Here is an 18252-nt window from a genome sequence, read left to right as displayed (position 1 = left end):
CTATATCAGCCGCGAATTATACGCCATACCATGGCGCCTTGGAACAGGGTATACTAGGGTCTGTTTACCTTCCCTAAGTAAAAAGGTATTAAGAGTTTTACAATGCATCAACAGACTTTGGCGCTGCTGCGCGAATTAGAATCCACATTACAACGCCATTCACTATGGCAAACAACAGCTATTGACCCAAGTGCGCTCAATTCTAGTGTGCCGTTTTGTCATGACACCATGGCATTTGAGCAATGGCTGCAATTTGTTTTTCTTGAAAAAATGCACGCCCTCATTGCATATGCCCAGCCTTTACCCCGTAATTTTGCAATTGCGCCTATGGCTGAAATGATGCTGGCACAACACAGTGGCGGAAATGATGTGATTACCGTTTTACAAAAACTCGATCAACTTTTAAGTGATAACTAACATGCAAGAGATTGTTAAGCCACAATTTGACGAGTTAACGATTCTGTACCGCGATGAAAATTACGTTGCGATTGATAAACCATCTGGTTTATTGGTTCACCGTTCGTTTTTAGATAAACACGAAACCCAATTTGCGATGCAGATGCTGCGTGACCAAATTGGTCAACACGTGTTTCCTGTACATCGTTTAGATAGACCAACCTCAGGCGTATTACTGTTTGCGTTAAGTTCAGAAGCAGCCCGTGACATGAACCAGATATTTATTGATGGGCAAATTGAAAAACGTTACTTGGCTTTAGTAAGAGGCTTTTTAAACGAATCAATCTTCTTAGATAAACCTTTAAAAGAAGAGCTTGATAAAATTGCTGATAAGTTTGCTGATCAAGATAAAGCACCACAAGAAGCACAAACGCAATTTCATTGCCTGCACCAAGCAAGCCTACCTATTCCAATTGGTAAATACCCAACAGTTCGTTACTCGCTGGTGGAGTGTTTTCCAAAAACTGGTCGCAAGCATCAAATTCGTCGTCATTTAAAACATTTATCATTGCCTATTATTGGTGATGTAAATCATGGTGATAATCAGCATAATCAATTTTTTAGAGAGCATTTTCAGCTTCGTCGTTTAATGTTATTTGCCTCTGAATTAAAGTTTGTGCACCCTTATAGCAAGCAACCAATAACAATTAGAGCGCCATTAGGCGATGCAATGTTAACGATTTGCCAGCAACTTGGCTGGCCAACAGAAGAAAAGGATTATTATGGCAACCATTAGTATTTTTGTCGGCAGTGTCTACGGCGGTGCTGAGCGTTTAAGCGAACAGGTTATTGAAGTTATTGAAAAGTCAGAGCATCAAGCGCAATTAGTTGAAAATGGCACGGTCGATGACATGCTGGCTGCATCACATATTTTGGTGATCACATCAACGACGGGTCAGGGTGATATTCCTGATAACTTAGTCGCTTTATATAGCCAATTAAACGATCAATTCCCTATGTTAACAGGCAAGCAATACGGCATTATTGCTATGGGCGACCGCAGTTATGGCGATACGTTTTGTGGTGCAGGTCGCAGCTTTGATGAGCTATTTCGCGATTTACAGGCAAAACCTGTTGGTCATCGTTTAGAAATTGATGCTTGCGAAGATTTTGAGCCTTGGCCTGTTACTGAGCCATGGTTAAATGAATGGCTGACGAAAATTAGTTAATAACTCTTATTAGCTAGTGTCTCTTAAAAGTGCTGATTGAATAAGCAATTGGCACTTTCCCCTTGGTTTTTCGAGTACAGAATCTATTATACCCAAGCCACCTCAAGATGCAGAATTCAGCGTTTCACAGGTGCTTAATATCAAGGCGTTACTTTGCAAGAATGGCATTCCCTTTTAAGAAGTAACAACGATGAGAGTAAGTGCCTGTGAAACGCCCAAAGGGTTGGTTTAAAAGCGATTTATACTGCGTTATTGATTTTAACAATAGAACCACTATTACTTGCAATCAATGCCTTGCCTAAATCGCTTTTAATTCCAACTGAAACTCGCATCTTGAGGTGGTTTGGGTATAAAATACAGAATCATTTTATGAGGCTGTTATGATTTCAAAAAACCAACTGAAACTAATTCGTGCATTAGGTCAAAAGAAGTACCGAAAACAATATAACCAGTACCTTGTTCAAGGCGAAAAAAATGTACTTGAATTACTAAACAGTGGTTTAAGTATTGCTCATATTTTTGCGACTCCTGCATTTATTTCTGCGCATCAAACAGCGCTTGCAGCCCATCAAGTCATTGAAGCAGACGAAGAAAGCCTAACTAAAGCCAGTACGCTTATTAGTAACAACGCAGCCATTGCTGTTGTTGATATGCCAAGCCAGCAAGCATTACCAACATCAGGGCTTATTTTAGCCCTTGATGGTGTGTCGGATCCGGGTAATTTGGGCACGATTATTCGTGTTGCTGACTGGTATGGCATTAAGCATATTGTTACCAGCACAGACAGTGCGGATGCTTATAACCCGAAAACCATCAGCGCAACCATGGGCTCATTTGCTCGCGTGAGTGTCTCACAAACCGACTTAACCAGTTACTTAGCTAGCTTAAATCTTCCTGTGTATGGTGCATTTTTAGAAGGTGAGAACATTCACAAAACTGCTCTTAAGCAAGATGCCGTATTACTTATGGGCAGTGAATCTCATGGTATACGTGCTTATTGCGAAAGCTTAGTTACTGATAAAATAACCATTCCGGCTTATGGCCAAGCAGAATCGCTTAATGTAGCGATGGCAACGGGTATTATTTTAGATAATTTTAAGCGCCACGCTTAACCTTTTACCCTAAAATGGGTTAAATTGAAGAATAACAATAAAAATCGGTAAAACAATTAGATGCGCTTAAGCACCATAAAATTAGCGGGTTTCAAATCGTTTGTTGAACCCACTAAGATCCCATTTCCTGATCAGATGACGTGTGTTGTCGGCCCGAACGGCTGTGGCAAATCAAATGTCATCGATGCAGTGCGTTGGGTGCTAGGTGAAAGCTCAGCTAAAAACTTACGTGGCGATGCCATGACCGATGTTATTTTTAATGGCTCTACTAATCGAAAACCTATTTCGCAAGCCTCTGTTGAGCTGGTGTTTGATAATACCAGTGGCCATCTTCCGAATACTTTTGCTGACCGAAACCAAGTGGCGATTAAGCGCTTAGTGACCCGAGATGGTCAGTCAATTTATTTTTTAAATGGTAGTAAATGCCGTAAGCGTGATATTACCGATATCTTTTTAGGCACAGGTCTTGGCCCGCGCAGCTATGCGATTATAGAGCAGGGTATGATCTCGCGTTTAATTGAGAGCAAACCAGCTGATTTACGAGTTTTTTTAGAAGAAGCAGCTGGCGTTTCAAAATACAAAGAGCGTCGTCGTGAGACACAAACCCGCATTAAAAGTACCCGCGAAAACCTTGAACGTTTGCTCGATGTAAGGCAAGAGTTACAAACACAGCTCGATAAGCTTGCAGTGCAATCAGTCGATGCAAAAAAGTATCGAGAGTTAAAAGCCACTGAGCGCACCTTAAAAGGACAAATTGCGGTCTTAAAGTGGCAGAAGCTACACCAACAACAAATCGATAAAGCCGAGCAAATCAATAAACTTAAAGAGCAAATCCAGTTCTTTAAAGAAGCGCATTCCGGCCATGATGATGTGTTAGCAAGTCTTGAAAATCAGGTGCAACTAGAGCAGCAAAAATTGCAAGACGCTCAGCAGGCTCAGCATCAAACACACACTGAGTTAACGCGCAAAGAGCAGCAACAGATTAGCCTAAAGCAGCAACAACAAACACTTAGTCAAAACCTTATCAAACAGCAACAACTGCAGTTACAAAACAAAGAGCTGCAAGAAGAGCAACATGCATCGGCTGTAATGTTACAAGAGCTGCTACAAGAAGCGATTGAGCAAAGTTTACTGTGCGCTGAGCAAGTTGCAGAGGTAGAGCAACAAGTTGCTGAACAACATCAGTATAAACAAAGTGCTGATGAGCAATACCAAAGCACCTTACAAAAAAATCAAACTCATGCCAGTGATATTACCGTTGCAAAGAGTCAACAGGCTCACTTTGCACAGACTCTTGCGCAACTTGAATCTCAGCAGGCACAACTTGCCGCTGAAATTAGTGAGCTTGAAGCAACTCCTGTTGCAGCGCAAATTGCTGAGCAACAACAGCATATTCAAACACTGACTAAAGAGCTTGCTCAGCAGCAAAGTGCGCTTAATAAGCTCACTCAGAATCTAGAACAAGCTGATAAAGAGCAACAGCATTTAGAGCAAGATTTTAGACGGGTTCAACAGCATAGTAATGAAAACAAAGCCAGTATTGCAGCGCTTAATTCCTTGTTATCAGAGCAAGCTGATAGCGGAAGTGTCTCTTTATTAGCGCAGCTAAAAGTGACACCAGGCTTTGAGCCGTTAGTTGAACAAGCCCTACTTGGCCTTGAGCATCTAAAGGTCAGTCAACATAAAGAGGCTAACAGTGTTTGGCCTGCATCTGATGATGAGTTACCAAAAGAGTCATTAGCTAATTATATCGAATCGGGTGCTTACCCTGATTTATTAGCACGGTTTGCATTTCAACCTTGTTTTGATGACGCTATTTTGGCGGATCCATATTGGCTGGCAGTGATTGATGAAGAAGGCTGTATGCATGGCCGTAACTTTCATACCGATGCCAATAAAGACGCCGACAATTCTTTGCTTTTAAAGCATGCTCAGCTTAGCGATGCACAGCAGTTAGATGAAGAGCTCAACGAGCAATTAGAAACCAAGCAGCAATTGCTAAACGAGCATCTAGCACATAAGAAAACGCTCATCGTTGACAAAGAGCAACACAGAGAGCGAATTCACCAAGCGGCTCAGCAGATTGCATCGGCTAGCACTCGACGCGATATGTTGCTTGAGCAGCAAACGCAGTGGCAAAACCAGCTTGTTAAGTTACAACAGCGTGAAACCTTACTGGCTGAGCAAAAGCAAAATGCCGATGAGCAGCAACAAGCCCAGCAGAGTTTACTTGAGCAATTGCTAGAACAGCAATTAACGCTGGAAACAGAACTCGAGCAGGCTAAACAACGACAAACTGAGGCAAATAACAACTATCGCCAAGTTGCGTCTCAGCTTGAGCAATATAAAACGCAGGCTCACCAAGCAAATTTGGCTGAGCAAAAAGCTCGCAGTGAGTGTCAACTTAGCGAAACCAAATTGCAACACGCCAATGCCGCCCAAAGTGCTGCAAGTGAGGCTGTGTTAGAACTTAATGAGCAACTAGAAGAGTTAGTGATCCCGCTTGAAGAGGTGGCAGAGCAAATCATGCTATTGCTTGAAAAGCATCAACAAAGTGACGTTGAGCTGAAAAACTTGCAAGCGGCCTTGAGTCAAGCTAAAAAGGAGCTTGCTGATAAGCAAACAGCGCTGAAATCATCGCAATCTGAGTTGGTTACGTTACAAGAGCAGTTGCAAGCATTGGCACTGGATGAGCAAAGTTTAATCGTTAAAGCACAAGCTGCTCTAGAGCCACTTGAAGAACTTGAACAAAATTTAAAAACAGTACTTGAAGAACTGCCTGACAGTGCCAATTTAAATAGTATGCAAGCTATGTTGACTAAAACCACCCAAGCTTTAAATGAGCTTGGCGCAGTAAACTTAGCAGCAATTGATGAATTTGAGCAGGCCAAGCAGCGTAGTGATTATTTAAATCAGCAGCTTGATGATTTAACACAAGCGTTAAATACCCTTGAAGGGGCGATTCAAAAAATTGACCGAGAAACAAAAAACCGTTTTAAGGCCACGTTTGAACAAGTAAATACAGACTTTGGGGAATTATTCCCGAAAGTGTTTGGCGGTGGTAGTGCCTACCTTGAATTGACCAGTGATGATCTACTCGAAAGTGGGGTAAGCATCATGGCAAGGCCACCAGGCAAGAAAAATTCGACAATTCACCTGCTTAGTGGTGGAGAAAAAGCGCTGACCGCATTATCATTAGTGTTTTCAATATTCAGGCTCAATCCAGCTCCATTCTGTATGCTAGATGAAGTGGATGCGCCATTGGATGATGCAAACGTGGGTCGTTTTTGCCGTTTGGTAGAAGAGATGTCACAATCAGTACAATTTATTTATATCAGTCATAACAAAATTGCCATGGAAATGGCAGGCAGATTGACCGGTGTAACTATGGCTGAACCGGGTGTTTCACGAATGGTTGCTGTAGATATAGAACAAGCTGTGCAAATGGCACATGCATAAATTTAGTTAGGCATATCAAATAATAAAGGTGAGGGGATGGCCGAAGAATTAAGATGGGCTTTAATCGTAATCAGTGTATTTGTCATTGGTGGTTTATTAATTCACGGCTTATGGTCGGTGCGTAAAAAGGACAGTCCAGATGCGCCAGCGCAAGAACGGGTCGAACCGAATGAAACAACTTCTGAGATATCAGAGCCTGCTCCAGTTCAGTCGCAAGAACGTGACGAGCCTGAGTTTGGAGATTTAAGCTTTTCCGCGCAACATAATGATGAACCCGTTGTTTCAGATGAGATTTCAGAATCACCTGAAGCAGAGCAGACTGAAACTGACGAAGAGCAAGAAGCACAAGCTCCAACTGACTTCATTATTGTGCATTTGCAGATGCCTGAAGATGCAGTTATGAATGGCAGCCAGCTATTGCCAGCCGTTAATATGTTAGGCTTTAAGTATTCTGAAGAGGGCTTCTTTAACCGCCATTTAGACCCTGCTGGTACAGGTCCGGTGTTATTTCGTTTAGTGAATATGTATAACCCAGGTACGTTTGATATCGATAACATGGAACAGTTTAGTACCGCGGGTATCAGTTTATTTATGACCTTACCATGTGATGGTGACGGTTTAAGTGCATTTAATATGTTGCACAGTGCAGCTAAAAAGCTAGCTGATGAATTTGGTGCGACTATTTTAGATAGCAACCGTGAAGAGATGACGGTTGAAAGCGTACGTGAATATGTTGAGAAAGTTCGCAGCTTCTCAGCTTGATCGCACGCACAGATAATAAGTTTTAGGCCACTTGGCGTTAAGTCGTCTAAGTGGCTTTTTTATGTAGATTTTTGAGGTTTTCATGTCCAGCCCTATCTTTGAGCAAATTAGCCAACTTCGAGCCCAGTTAGAAGAGCATAACCATAATTATTATGTGCTGGATGCACCAAGCATTCCTGATGCTGAATATGACCGTTTAATGCGTGAATTAAGCGCTCTTGAGCAAGCTAATCCAGAGTTCCAAAGCCCTGACTCGCCATCACAAAAAGTTGGTGGTGCTGCACTTAATAAGTTTGAGCAAGTCACTCACCAAGTACCTATGCTGTCACTTGATAATGCCTTTTCAGAAGAGGAGTTTGCTGCCTTTAATCGCCGTATTAAAGAACGTTTAATGAACAGCAGTGAGTTAACTTTTTGTTGTGAGCCAAAGCTTGATGGTCTTGCAGTATCGATTATTTACCGTGACGGTGTGTTAGTGCAAGCAGCTACCCGTGGTGATGGCATGGTGGGTGAAAACATCACCCAAAACGTGAAAACAATACGTAATGTGCCGCTTAAGTTACGCGGCGATGACTTCCCGGCAGAGCTTGAAGTGCGCGGTGAAGTATTTATGGATAGTGCCGGGTTTGCCAAGCTTAACAGTGAAGCCGAAAAACGTGGCGAGAAAGTATTTGTAAACCCGCGCAATGCTGCTGCAGGTAGCTTACGCCAGCTTGATTCTAAAGTAACAGCAAAACGCCCGCTGATGTTTTACGCTTACAGTACAGGGCTTGTTGCGGATGGTCAGTTACCAGAAGATCATTACCAACAGCTTGCTAAACTGACAGATTGGGGTTTACCACTTTGCCCAGAAACTAAACTCGTTGAAGGACAGCAAGCTGCACTTGATTATTACCAAGACATTTTAGCACGTCGTAGTGAGCTGGCTTACGAAATTGACGGTGTGGTAATTAAAGTAAACGACAAAAAGCTGCAAGAGCGTTTAGGTTTTGTGGCACGTGCGCCGCGCTGGGCTATTGCCTTTAAATTTCCTGCACAAGAAGAAATCACACAATTACTTGATGTTGAGTTTCAGGTAGGGCGCACAGGCGCAATCACCCCTGTAGCACGATTAGAGCCGGTATTTGTTGGTGGCGTAACGGTATCTAATGCAACGCTTCATAATGGCGATGAAATTGCCCGTTTAGGCGTTAAAATTGGCGATACAGTAATTATTCGCCGTGCAGGTGATGTGGGTGTCACCCTGAACTCAAATGTTTCAAATAGAGAACTCAATCAGAGTTCTTGTTTAGCTCATTAATAGGGGATTGAAGAGTGTTAGAAATCAATTTTACGAATGAGCAATTAGAAGTTCTAGAAAAACTAGATTTAGAAATTAAATCTAGTGAATTAGTTAATTTGTTCAAAAAATCTGAATTAGAGTCTGAAGAGTTAATTCATTTACTAAAAGCCTCAAATGCACTTTATAGAGCAGGTATACCAGTCATCACTGACGAGCAGTATGATTTCTTCATTTCTATGCTGCGCAGTATTAATCATTTGCATCCTTACCTGAATCAGGTAGAACCAGAAGTTCTTGTTGAGGCGAAAACAGTCGAGTTGCCACAACGTATGCTGTCAACAGAAAAAGCATACTCTAAAGAAGACATTGAAAAGTGGATTAAAAGAATTTTAAAAGCAGCTCAAGAAATTAATGTTCCTGAAAAAGACATTTTTCTGAGGGTTACACCAAAATTAGATGGCTATGCAGCTTTTGATGATGGAACAACTTTGTACACGCGTGGAGATGGTTACAGAGGTCAGGATATTACAAGAGCTTTTGAGAGAGGTTTGAAAGTAGCGCAACATGGAAAACGAGGCTTAGGACCTGGTGAAATAGTTATTAAGAAAAGCTATTTTGATAAGCAACTTAGCGGGATTTTCGAGAATTCTAGAAATATTCAAGCCGCTATTATTGCTGAGAAAAAAGTAGATGAAAATGTTCAAAAAGCTATTGATGATGGTGCATGTGTATTCTATCCCTTTGCCTTGATAGAAAATAAAACAGCGCATTTCTCAGAAATCATTGATTACTTTGAGACAATAGTTGAAGAAATGTGGCGTGCAGTTGATTTTGATATAGACGGAGTGATTCTTGAAACAACCCATACGGATTTGAAAGAATATATGGGAGCGACAAGAAAGAACCACCGTTGGCAAATCGCTTTTAAAGTAAATGAAGAATCAGCTGAAGTTGAGGTAAAAAATATTATTCCTCAAACATCTAGAACTGGCCGTATTTCACCTGTCGCTGAACTTGTTCCTACCAAGTTAAGTGGGGCCACAATAAGCCGAGTAACGGTTCATCATTACAACATGGTTAAAACAAAACGAATTGGTCCTGGATCAATCGTTCAGCTTGTAAGAAGTGGACTTGTTATTCCTAAGATTGAGGGGGTAGTTAAAGAAGCTGAACCTCAGTTGCCTGAAGAATGCCCAAGCTGTAATGCTCATCTTATTTGGGAAGGTGATCATTTGATTTGTCCCAACAAGTCAGATTGTCCCGCTCAAACAGAGAATACTCTGATTCATTTCTTTAAGACATTAGGTAATGTCGATGGCTTTGGACCTAAAGTGATTGAGAAGATCACTAATTACGGTATCAAGCATATCCATGAAATCTATCAGATCCCTAAGCATCAATTTGTTGGGTTTGGATTTGGAGATAAAACATCGCAAAATCTATTAGACCAACTTCAAGCAAGTAAGGAAATTGAAATAGAGGATTGGAGGTTTCTTGCTGCATTTGGAGTTAGCCGATTAGCAGGAGGAAACTGTGAGAAATTACTTCAACATCATTCCATCGTTGAACTTTTTGAAGTATCAGTCGAAGATATGGTTAAAATAGATGGCTTTGCACAACTAAGCGCGGAAGCAATTGTCGAGGGACTAGCAAACGTTAGAGAAGAGTTTTTCAAAGTATATAACCTAGGCTTTAATTTAGCTATTACACCTATAGAATCTGAGCTTAAAAACTCAGACTCTCCTATATCAGGAGCAGTAGTGGTATTTACAGGCTCTATGCAACAAGGTTCTCGTGGTGACATGGAAAAGCAAGCAAAAGCGCTTGGAGCCAAAGTGGCTAAATCAGTCACCGGAAATACTACCTATCTGGTAACAGGTGATAAGGTTGGAGAAACCAAGATTAATGCAGCTCGTGATAAAGGTGTAGAAGTGTTGACTGAGCAAGAGTACCTTAATCTAATTGGATAACATTAGTTTACTGATAATTATTAGTTCAAACCCTATCTAGCCGTCTATAACGATAGGGTTTGGCTTAATCAGATATCGCTAACTAGCGGTGATTTACACGGACAAAATGATTCGTAAATGTTACATGTAATGCCTAAATTTTAATGCCGCGATGAGGTCTGAGTATTGTTTCATGTAAGTGTTACATATAACGTAAATTTATTGTCCCTGATAAATTATCTCTACATCATCAGCTGAATAAATTTGCTGAGCACACCATAAGTCGTGCATTGATTCTGTTGCAGCTGTGAGCGATAAGCAGACACTGAAAAAGTTAAATTTATTCCTACTTCTTTGAGTAGGAGCCTAATTTTGTCTGATAACATTATTAACCGCTGTTTTCGTGTGTTATAAACCATCTAAATGGTGTTGAATAAGCCGTTAACTTTAAAGGTATCCAATGAGATTTATATTAATCGTTTTATTTTTTTTAAATTCTACTCAAGCTCTTGCGCAGTATGACCGCTTGAGTCTAAATTCTGAGTTCTTAGGAAAAGACGTTACCGTTCAGATATCGTTACCAGACACTTATCGACATTCTGATAACTTTTCATACCCTGTACTAGTTGTATTAGATGGCGCCACTCAATTCAATCACGCGGCAGCTAGCGCGCATTTTTACAGCACTTATGCAGCAATACCGGAAATGATTGTTGTAGGTGTAAGTCTAAAAAATAGATTAGCATTTTTTACTCATACTGAGCCTGAAGCATTTGTCGGTCGAGCCGGTAAAGCTGACTTACTCACGCGTTTCCTACAAGAAGAGTTATTAAACCAACTTAATAAGCAATATAGAGTTGCGCCTTATTATGTTATCGCAGGCCACTCACTTTCTGGTCTATATACCAGTTACCTTGCAGTTAAAGGTAATAGTAAATTTAATGCTGCGATATCCATTAGCTCAAGTCTTTGGTGGGATGAAGCTACAATAGTTACAGACTTTGAAAAGAAGCACTCAACCAGTGGAGCAAAAACTTTTCGATGGTTTCTAAGTATGGCAAGTGAGCCGAACGAAATGCCCGAAGCTTTTGATCGCATGTTATTGGCATTGGAAAAAAAATCAAAATCAGGGCTTTATTATAAGTACGCAAGGTTCCCCGATGAAACACACGACACCACTCCCGTAGTAGGAATGGCAAAAGGGTTACAAGCTATTTTTTCTGATTGGAATGCGGTACCTGAGATTGATATCATGCCTCTGTCGAACCTAATAAAATTTTATGAGGATAAAGCTAAAGAGTTCGGTTATGCATTCCCTTTATCGGCACATCAGTATAATGTTTATGGGCTCAAAGCTGCGTATGAAGATAAGCCAGCATGGGGCGTTGAAATTTTGGAAAAAGGTACTGAGACTTTTCCTAATTCAGAGATACTGTGGGATAGTTTAGCAACAGCTTACAGTTTGAATAAGAATTTACCTGATGCGTTAATTGCATCTGAGCGTGCGCTGGAACTGGCTGTCGCCAATAATTCAATTTTTATCGCTGAGATCAAGGAGCAAAATACGGACTTGAAGCTAAGCAAAAAATAGATGGTCATCAGGTAGCCTGTAAAGTAATACAGCTAACAATCAAATCTTATCGCCAGCAAATAGCGCTGGCGTGACTTTAACCCTCTGAGCGAATTCTCACGCTAAATTTAGGCGTTGCTGAGTGATAACAATTGATACGTGCCAGACTCTAACTTCGAGTCTGGCTTAGGTTCAAATTTAAGCATCGATCTGTTCTGATACTTCTAACGCATCATCAACTTCTATTCCCAAGTACCTGACAGTGCTCTCTAGTTTTCTATGGCCAAGTAGAAGCTGACAGGCTCTTAAATTTTTAGTTTTTTTGTAAATTAGTGATGGTTTGGTACGTCTCATAGAATGAGTGCCATATTGAGTCTTATCTAATCCAATTGAGGTGACCCAAGAATCAACTATACGTCCATATTGACGGGTTGAAAGGTGTTCAGAGGAATGAATTCGTGACTTAAACAAGTAATCATAAGAATTGAGAGTAAATTGCTCTATGAGCGCCACAATTGATTTCCTTGTATTTCCAGTAATTTCAAATTGAACAGGCATACCAGTCTTTTTTTGGACGACTATTGCCCTTGATTGGATTGTTTTACCATGAGCGATGTCATTAACTTTTAGTGAAACTAAATCACACCCTCTTAGTTTGCTATCTATGGCTAGGTTAAATAGTGCTAGATCTCTTATTTTATGAAAAAGTTCTAGTCGTATTCGGATAGCCCATATTTGCTGTAATTTTAAAGGTAACTTTTGTCCTACAAGCTTATTTTTATTCTAAGGCTCTTTAGGCTGATATATAGTTAACTGGTGCATTAGTTGTACTCCGGTGTTTATGGAGTTTTAAGCTTAGCTTGCTACAAAAAAATTCGGGTATGAGCGAAGAGCGGACGGTCGCTCTAGCCATTATTATTGTGATTCATAAAATAGTACCAAGCCTTTTGATAGCCCAACAGGAAAGGTTGAGTAATGGTCGGTTCCTTCTACCACTTCATCCGCTAGTTTTAATCCTTGGTAATTACGTGAGCGTAAACGATTAGCAAACTTTACATGGCCTGCGACCATATCCTCTTTCATACCATTTTCTAAAGTCTCCAATGCACCAGTTGCCATAAACACATTAGCCTGCAAAGATTTGTTTTTCTCGGCATATTTATTTTCTAATTCAAATATCCAATCATTTTTAAACCAGAGCGAAGGACTGGTTAAGATGTAAGTAGAAAACAGTTCCGGTTTGGTTAATAGTACCCAAGCGGCAAAAGACCCTCCCAATGACTGCCCAGACAATATTTTTTGTTCAGTGTTAACTCGGTAATTGCGCTCAATGTACTGAAAGACTTCTTTTTCGATAAACGCTAAGTAATCAGTTGCTCCACCCGTTGTGTATTTTGTCCAGCTCTGATCAACTACAGGTGTTAAGTCTCTAACTCGGCTAAATTGACCATTTTCTCCATGAGCAAATGAAATACCAACAACAATGACTTTATCCATGTTTCGCATGTGAGTTACACCAGCAGCCACTTTGAAAGTATAAGGTCCATCATTTAGGTAAAGTACAGGGTATTTTTTAGATTTATTTTTTGCCAAGAAATAACTGCGTGGTACTTTGATAAATAAATCGTACTTTTTACCTAGTACTGTGGATTCAATTGTAACTACTTTACTGTTAGCAATTTCAAACCTATGGCTTTCAGCAAGTGCAACATTGTTGCAAATTATATTGAGCATAAAAATTAAAGCCAAACATTTTACAAAAGGCAATTTCATGTGATTTCTCCTAGATTTTTATAAGTTTAGTTTTTTAGCTTTTAGATGTTTGGTATTGATATACAAATCAAAATGATCAAGCGTTACATAACCAATCTCGTATTCATTTTTTGTAAAATGAGTTTCCTCTTTTGAGCCGAGTTGCCGTAATGTAGTTATGGAAATCAGTGGTATTTAACGACGTTATTAAACTGCTTAAGCGCAGAATGTGCATTCTCAAAAATTTTCATAAGCTTCCAAAATGAAAGTGTGACACGTGTCACGAAATTGCTTTTTAACATACAGGATGTTAAAGTGCGACACAAGTCACACTTCTTGAGTGTTTATATGAAACCCAATTCAACAGAGTTAGAAATACTAAAATTACTTTGGAAAAAACAGCCACGTACAGCTAAAGAAATTCACGAACACTTAGAATCAAAGTATGGTTGGTCATATTCATCGACACGTAAAACTTTGGAAAGAATGGGCAATAAGGGAATTTTAGAAGTTGGTTCCTCTGGTAACAAAAAAACCTTTAAAGCATTAATTGAGAAAATACCGACGCTAGCATCCTACATGCAGGAATTCGCAACCAATGTTTTAGAGTTAGATGAACCACTACCAGTCACTATGTTCGCTGATAGCCGTTTAATAAATAAAGCTGAAGTCGATGAATTAGAGGAATTATTAAATCAACTTTCAAAGGATGAAGAACAAAAGTAGTGGACTCTTTCATCATTCAATTCATAGTAAACAGCCTTTTTCCTTGGCTTATATTTTCTGGGCTTGTTTATGCTTGCTCATCTTATATAACTAAGTACGATAATGGCTCACCAAGTATTTGGTGGTCTGCGCTTTTATCTAGCTTTTTCCCTTTTATCCCTTTATCTCTTGGCACTATTAATATACCTATTCCTGATTTGGATTATATAAATTCAAGTTTAGAAAGTGCACAAGTAGTAAAGCAAGCCAGTATCACCCATGCAAGTTTGCAAAAAGTGGATTTAATCGCAACAGCGCTAATTATTGGTTACTTTGGTTTTACCTGCTCAAAACTAGTTAAATTATTGGCTGTTTTGAAAAAACTAAAAAGTCTATCAAGATCTTCTGAATCAATACCTCAGCTGTCTACTAGCAACGTGAAGGTTGTAATTTCCTCGCTAAACCATAGCCCTTTTGTCATTGGCGTAACACTACCTTATGTTGTGCTACCTAAATATTTTTCATCGCTAAAAAAAGAGCAGCAAAGCATTTTGGTTCAACACGAGCTAACCCATATTACAAACAAAGATCATATTACAATTCTTTTATGGAGGGTCTTAAGCACACTTTTATGGATAAACCCATTTGTTAAAAAGATGGAGTGGCAGTTCATTCGAGCTATGGAACACAGGTGTGACAAGCTGACAATATGTCGCTTTAATATTAACAAGCATGATTATGCTAATGCACTGCTGCAATCATTAAAAAAAAGCGTTAAATTTGATAACGTCAATCCAGTCGCTCAATTTAATTCTGGTGTGCTTTGCGCTGATGATTACAAAGCGAGGCTTACAAACATTGTCTCTCCAAATAATAAAAGTCATCTTACTTTAACTTTTAAGTTCTCTTCAATGATACTTGTTATTTTTAGCCTACATACATTTTTAAACGATCCTGTAATGACGGGAAAGCTAACTTGGCAGCACCCACTAGATAACCATACGATAAGCTCAACATTCCGAAGCATAAATAAGGTCAGAAATTATAAGCCTCACCGGGGTATAGATTATGTTGCCCAAAGAGGAAGCCCTGTGCTGTCTGCTGCTGATGGAATTATAGTTATTTCAGATAACAAAACCTTGCATTCGAACTATGGGAATACTGTATTAATTCAACATAAAAATGGCTACCAAACGTTATATTCACACCTAGAATCGAGTGATGCCAAAGTAGGCTCTTGGGTTAAAGCTGGGCAGGTTATTGGCGTCATTGGTGATACGGGTAAAGCAACAGGCGTTCATCTTCACTTTGAGGTAATTAAAGACAACCAAAGAGTTGATCCTAGTTTAGTGCTCGGCGCTAAAACTACAATGTAGTGGGTTCTATTTCAAACACTTATAGCGTTATAAAGGTATGGTATGTTTCAAAAAAACTTTTTTATTATTTTTACTATTCTTTTTAGTTCATTTAACTATGGTGGTGAAATATTTAAGAGCCTCCCTGACAAAATAAATTCATCTGATAAGTATGTTTTTTATTCTCACGGACTCATAGTAGAGGGCACAGATCCTACTCCTATTCATGAGCGATGGGGCCAATATAATTTTCCAGCCATTAAAAAAGAACTTGCCGACTCAAGCTATCATTTAATTGCTACTCATCGGCCAGCGAAAACTCCCCCTTTTGAGTATGCGCAACAGCTATCTAAACAAGTAACTAAACTACTAAAAAATGGCGTACCTGCGAGCAACATATCGTTAGTTGGCTTTTCCCGCGGTGGATTTATTACTGCAATTGCATCAACCAATTTAAAAAGCATGGATATCAACGTTGTGATCTTAGCGGCTTGTACCAGCGGATTAGCTAAAAAAGCAGAAATAGCTATTTATGGTCATTTATTTTCAGTGTATGAAACCTCTGATTCTGTTGGTTCGTGTGGCGATGTAGTTGCTAGAAGCGTTAATACGGTTAGTTCTTATAAAGAAATTTCGATTTCAACGGGTAAAGAACATGGCGCTTTTTTCATTCCCAGAAAAGAATGGATAGCACCCGTTAAAGCTTGGCTCAAACGTAATAAGCCTCAGTAGTACTGTATAAGCCCAAGCTAATATAGCTAATAATTCAATTTGAACAACTTTAAAAAATAATAACCTAAGGATTAAATCGACTTCATGGAAATTAGAAAATTAAACACTCTAAGAGCTTTAGCTGCTCTTATTGTCTTTTTTACCCATTTTTCAGATATTACTCATTGGTTAAATGGCTCTCTAGGAGGAGGGTCTGGAGCCTATGGCGTAATGTTATTTTTCCTTCTTAGTGGTTTTTTAATGTCACTTCTCTATTTAGACACAAAATTTAGCAGAGCGAACATTAAACGATACCTATTAGCTAGAGCCGGACGAATTTTACCCTTATACCTTGTAATTGTTTTTAGCTCTTACTTATTAACTCAAAATAATTATGACATTTTATACAACATAACTGGCCTCAATTCATTAATAGGCTACCTTTTGTTTATGCATGGCGAAAGCGTGCTTTGGACAATTCCACCAGAAATACAATTCTATATTATATTTGTCGCTTTCTGGTTTTTAGCAGGCGATAGAAAAGGGTATATATATTTACTAATCGTAGTCTTTATGATGTCTTGGTATTTAGCTGATTTCCCGAGATTATTTGGTGAAATTGAAAGTGTTCATTACAACTTATTCAGTACGTTAAGAACGTTTCCGTATTTTTTTATTGGCGTTATATTTGGTTTACATTACAAATCATTTAAAGTGCCGAGTTATATGAAGAGCAACTGGTTTATATTAGCTTTGTGTTTAATCCCTCTATTGTATCCTGATTTTTCACCTGTCAACGAGGGTGACAAGAAAAGAATGTGGCTTAGTTATGAAGTTTTATTTGTTATGAGCACAATATTCTTTTGTGTTGTTTTTTTAGTACCGAGCAACAATATTCTTTTAGCAAATAAGGTTGGTGACTTCTTAGGTAAAGTGTCTTACTCATTCTATTTATTGCATATGCCTATTATCGGATTGATTAATAAGCTTAATTTGTATACTGAACTTAAGCTTTTGTTATCACTGAGCTTGAGTGTGTTTTTTGCGCAGCTATCGTACGTTTTCTTTGAAAGGCCTATGGCAAATAGAATTAGAAGATTTTCGAATAAAAAGAAGCTCAACATTTAGTATTCACACATTTAAGAAAAAATGTTTTTAAGTTTATTAAGTTGACTTTGTAGTGGTCAAATTGGTTTCTGTTGGACTCCTTACGAAGAAATTGCTGAAATATTTGCTAGCGGTTTAAACTCTCTTGAATCGGGTGGTGTCTTATTAAAATGAGAGGCACCGACTGAATCTATATTAAGTGCAAAAAATCAGCATAGTATATGTAGGGGAGTATGAGTATACATGTAACCCTGATCGTTTCATTAATGTGAGCTACTAAAGACGTGTGCGAAGTATAATACTTTAACAAGCATATGGGCGGATAAAGCTAGACTTGATTTCTAATATACAAATTTTAGCCTCGATTATGGAGTTACCACCGTCCGCAATTGGCACAGACTGTGTGAAAACTCTGATCACCTTTTGGTCTAAGTATGTTCTGCTTATGATCTATTAATCTATACATTTAGTTCACTTAATATACTGATATTTATATAATAAGACTATTGATTCAGTTGAGGGTTGAGGCAGTATGTCAAAGTTTATAAGCGGTGAAAGTCGTGACCAATCAACGTTATTTCCAGAATCGTTGGAAGACTACGTCAGTGAAGATAATACGGTCAGAGTGATTGATGTTTTCATTGAGGAACTAAATCTAGCTGAATTGGAGTTTAAAGGGTTAACTTTAAAGTCCACAGGCCGCCCTAAGTATCATCCAGCCACATTATTAAAACTGTATCTTTATGGTTACCTCAACCGTATTCAATCATCCCGCCGATTAGAAACCGAATGCCAACGCAATATTGAACTGATGTGGCTACTTGGTAAGTTGGCACCCGACTTTAAAACGATTGCTGATTTTA

At 39.2% G+C, this 18252-nt stretch carries 16 protein-coding genes; 14 read left to right on the top strand and 2 right to left on the bottom strand.

The annotated features are described in order from the left end of the window. Positions 1 to 102: 102 nt before the first annotated feature. The 9 genes from NH454_RS12990 to NH454_RS12950 all read left to right on the top strand — a co-directional run bounded on the left by NH454_RS12990 (position 103) and on the right by NH454_RS12950 (position 11780). Positions 103 to 417 (top strand): YqcC family protein, encoded by a 315-nt coding sequence (locus NH454_RS12990; RefSeq protein WP_253039310.1) that lies wholly within the window; start codon positions 103 to 105, stop codon positions 415 to 417. Position 418: 1 nt separating this feature from the next. Beyond that, on the top strand, positions 419 to 1192 hold the full coding sequence (gene truC, locus NH454_RS12985) for a tRNA pseudouridine(65) synthase TruC (protein ID WP_138557828.1): 774 nt from the start codon (positions 419 to 421) through the stop codon (positions 1190 to 1192). Beyond that, the gene (locus tag NH454_RS12980) at positions 1179 to 1625 is read left to right on the top strand and encodes a flavodoxin (RefSeq protein WP_130051870.1); all 447 of its coding nucleotides are present in this window, start codon (positions 1179 to 1181) and stop codon (positions 1623 to 1625) included. The genes truC and NH454_RS12980 overlap by 14 nt, the downstream gene beginning before the upstream one ends. 380 nt (positions 1626 to 2005) lie before the next feature. After that, positions 2006 to 2737, top strand: coding sequence for an RNA methyltransferase (locus tag NH454_RS12975; protein WP_253039309.1), 732 nt, complete (start codon positions 2006 to 2008; stop codon positions 2735 to 2737). Positions 2738 to 2797: 60 nt separating this feature from the next. Next, complete coding sequence (locus NH454_RS12970; RefSeq protein WP_253039308.1) at positions 2798 to 6196, top strand: AAA family ATPase; 3399 nt, start codon at positions 2798 to 2800, stop codon at positions 6194 to 6196. 36 nt (positions 6197 to 6232) lie between these two features. After that, positions 6233 to 6958 carry a cell division protein ZipA gene (gene zipA, locus NH454_RS12965; protein WP_135925435.1) on the top strand — a complete coding sequence of 242 codons (726 nt, stop codon included), beginning with the start codon at positions 6233 to 6235 and terminating at the stop codon, positions 6956 to 6958. 82 nt (positions 6959 to 7040) lie between these two features. Beyond that, entirely contained in the window at positions 7041 to 8258 is a 1218-nt protein-coding gene (gene ligA / locus NH454_RS12960) for an NAD-dependent DNA ligase LigA (RefSeq protein WP_290442619.1), read from the top strand. 14 nt (positions 8259 to 8272) lie between these two features. After that, positions 8273 to 10210: a BRCT domain-containing protein gene (locus NH454_RS12955; protein ID WP_253039307.1), complete on the top strand. Its 1938-nt coding sequence runs from the start codon at positions 8273 to 8275 to the stop codon at positions 10208 to 10210. Between the two features lie 439 nt (positions 10211 to 10649). Next, entirely contained in the window at positions 10650 to 11780 is a 1131-nt protein-coding gene (locus NH454_RS12950; protein WP_253039306.1) for an alpha/beta hydrolase-fold protein, read from the top strand. 177 nt (positions 11781 to 11957) lie between these two features. On the opposite strand, the gene NH454_RS12945 is transcribed toward NH454_RS12950, so the two are convergent. After that, on the bottom strand, positions 11958 to 12494 hold the full coding sequence (locus NH454_RS12945; protein WP_253039353.1) for a tyrosine-type recombinase/integrase: 537 nt from the start codon (positions 12492 to 12494) through the stop codon (positions 11958 to 11960). Between the two features lie 180 nt (positions 12495 to 12674). Continuing rightward, on the bottom strand, positions 12675 to 13532 hold the full coding sequence (locus NH454_RS12940) for an alpha/beta hydrolase-fold protein (RefSeq protein WP_253039305.1): 858 nt from the start codon (positions 13530 to 13532) through the stop codon (positions 12675 to 12677). A gap of 327 nt (positions 13533 to 13859) precedes the next feature. Here NH454_RS12940 and NH454_RS12935 point away from each other — a divergent pair, with 327 nt between their 5' ends. From NH454_RS12935 to NH454_RS12915, 5 genes are all read left to right on the top strand, one after another. After that, entirely contained in the window at positions 13860 to 14237 is a 378-nt protein-coding gene (locus NH454_RS12935) for a BlaI/MecI/CopY family transcriptional regulator (protein ID WP_253039304.1), read from the top strand. Beyond that, positions 14237 to 15592 carry a M23/M56 family metallopeptidase gene (locus tag NH454_RS12930; protein WP_253039303.1) on the top strand — a complete coding sequence of 452 codons (1356 nt, stop codon included), beginning with the start codon at positions 14237 to 14239 and terminating at the stop codon, positions 15590 to 15592. Before NH454_RS12935 ends, NH454_RS12930 begins: the two co-directional genes overlap by 1 nt. A gap of 42 nt (positions 15593 to 15634) precedes the next feature. Further along, the gene (locus tag NH454_RS12925; protein WP_253039301.1) at positions 15635 to 16303 is read left to right on the top strand and encodes an alpha/beta hydrolase; all 669 of its coding nucleotides are present in this window, start codon (positions 15635 to 15637) and stop codon (positions 16301 to 16303) included. A gap of 84 nt (positions 16304 to 16387) precedes the next feature. Beyond that, positions 16388 to 17410 carry an acyltransferase gene (locus NH454_RS12920; protein ID WP_253039299.1) on the top strand — a complete coding sequence of 341 codons (1023 nt, stop codon included), beginning with the start codon at positions 16388 to 16390 and terminating at the stop codon, positions 17408 to 17410. A 511-nt stretch (positions 17411 to 17921) separates the two neighbouring features. Beyond that, the coding region (locus tag NH454_RS12915; RefSeq protein WP_253039297.1) for a transposase at positions 17922 to 18252 on the top strand (331 nt) is incomplete at its 3' end.

Source organism: Pseudoalteromonas sp. Ps84H-4 (assembly GCF_024124645.1).
In the GTDB taxonomy this organism is placed as follows: Bacteria; Pseudomonadota; Gammaproteobacteria; order Enterobacterales; family Alteromonadaceae; genus Pseudoalteromonas; species Pseudoalteromonas lipolytica_C.
Note: the sequence above shows the minus strand (reverse complement) of the source record. Positions and strands in the feature narration are given on the sequence as shown.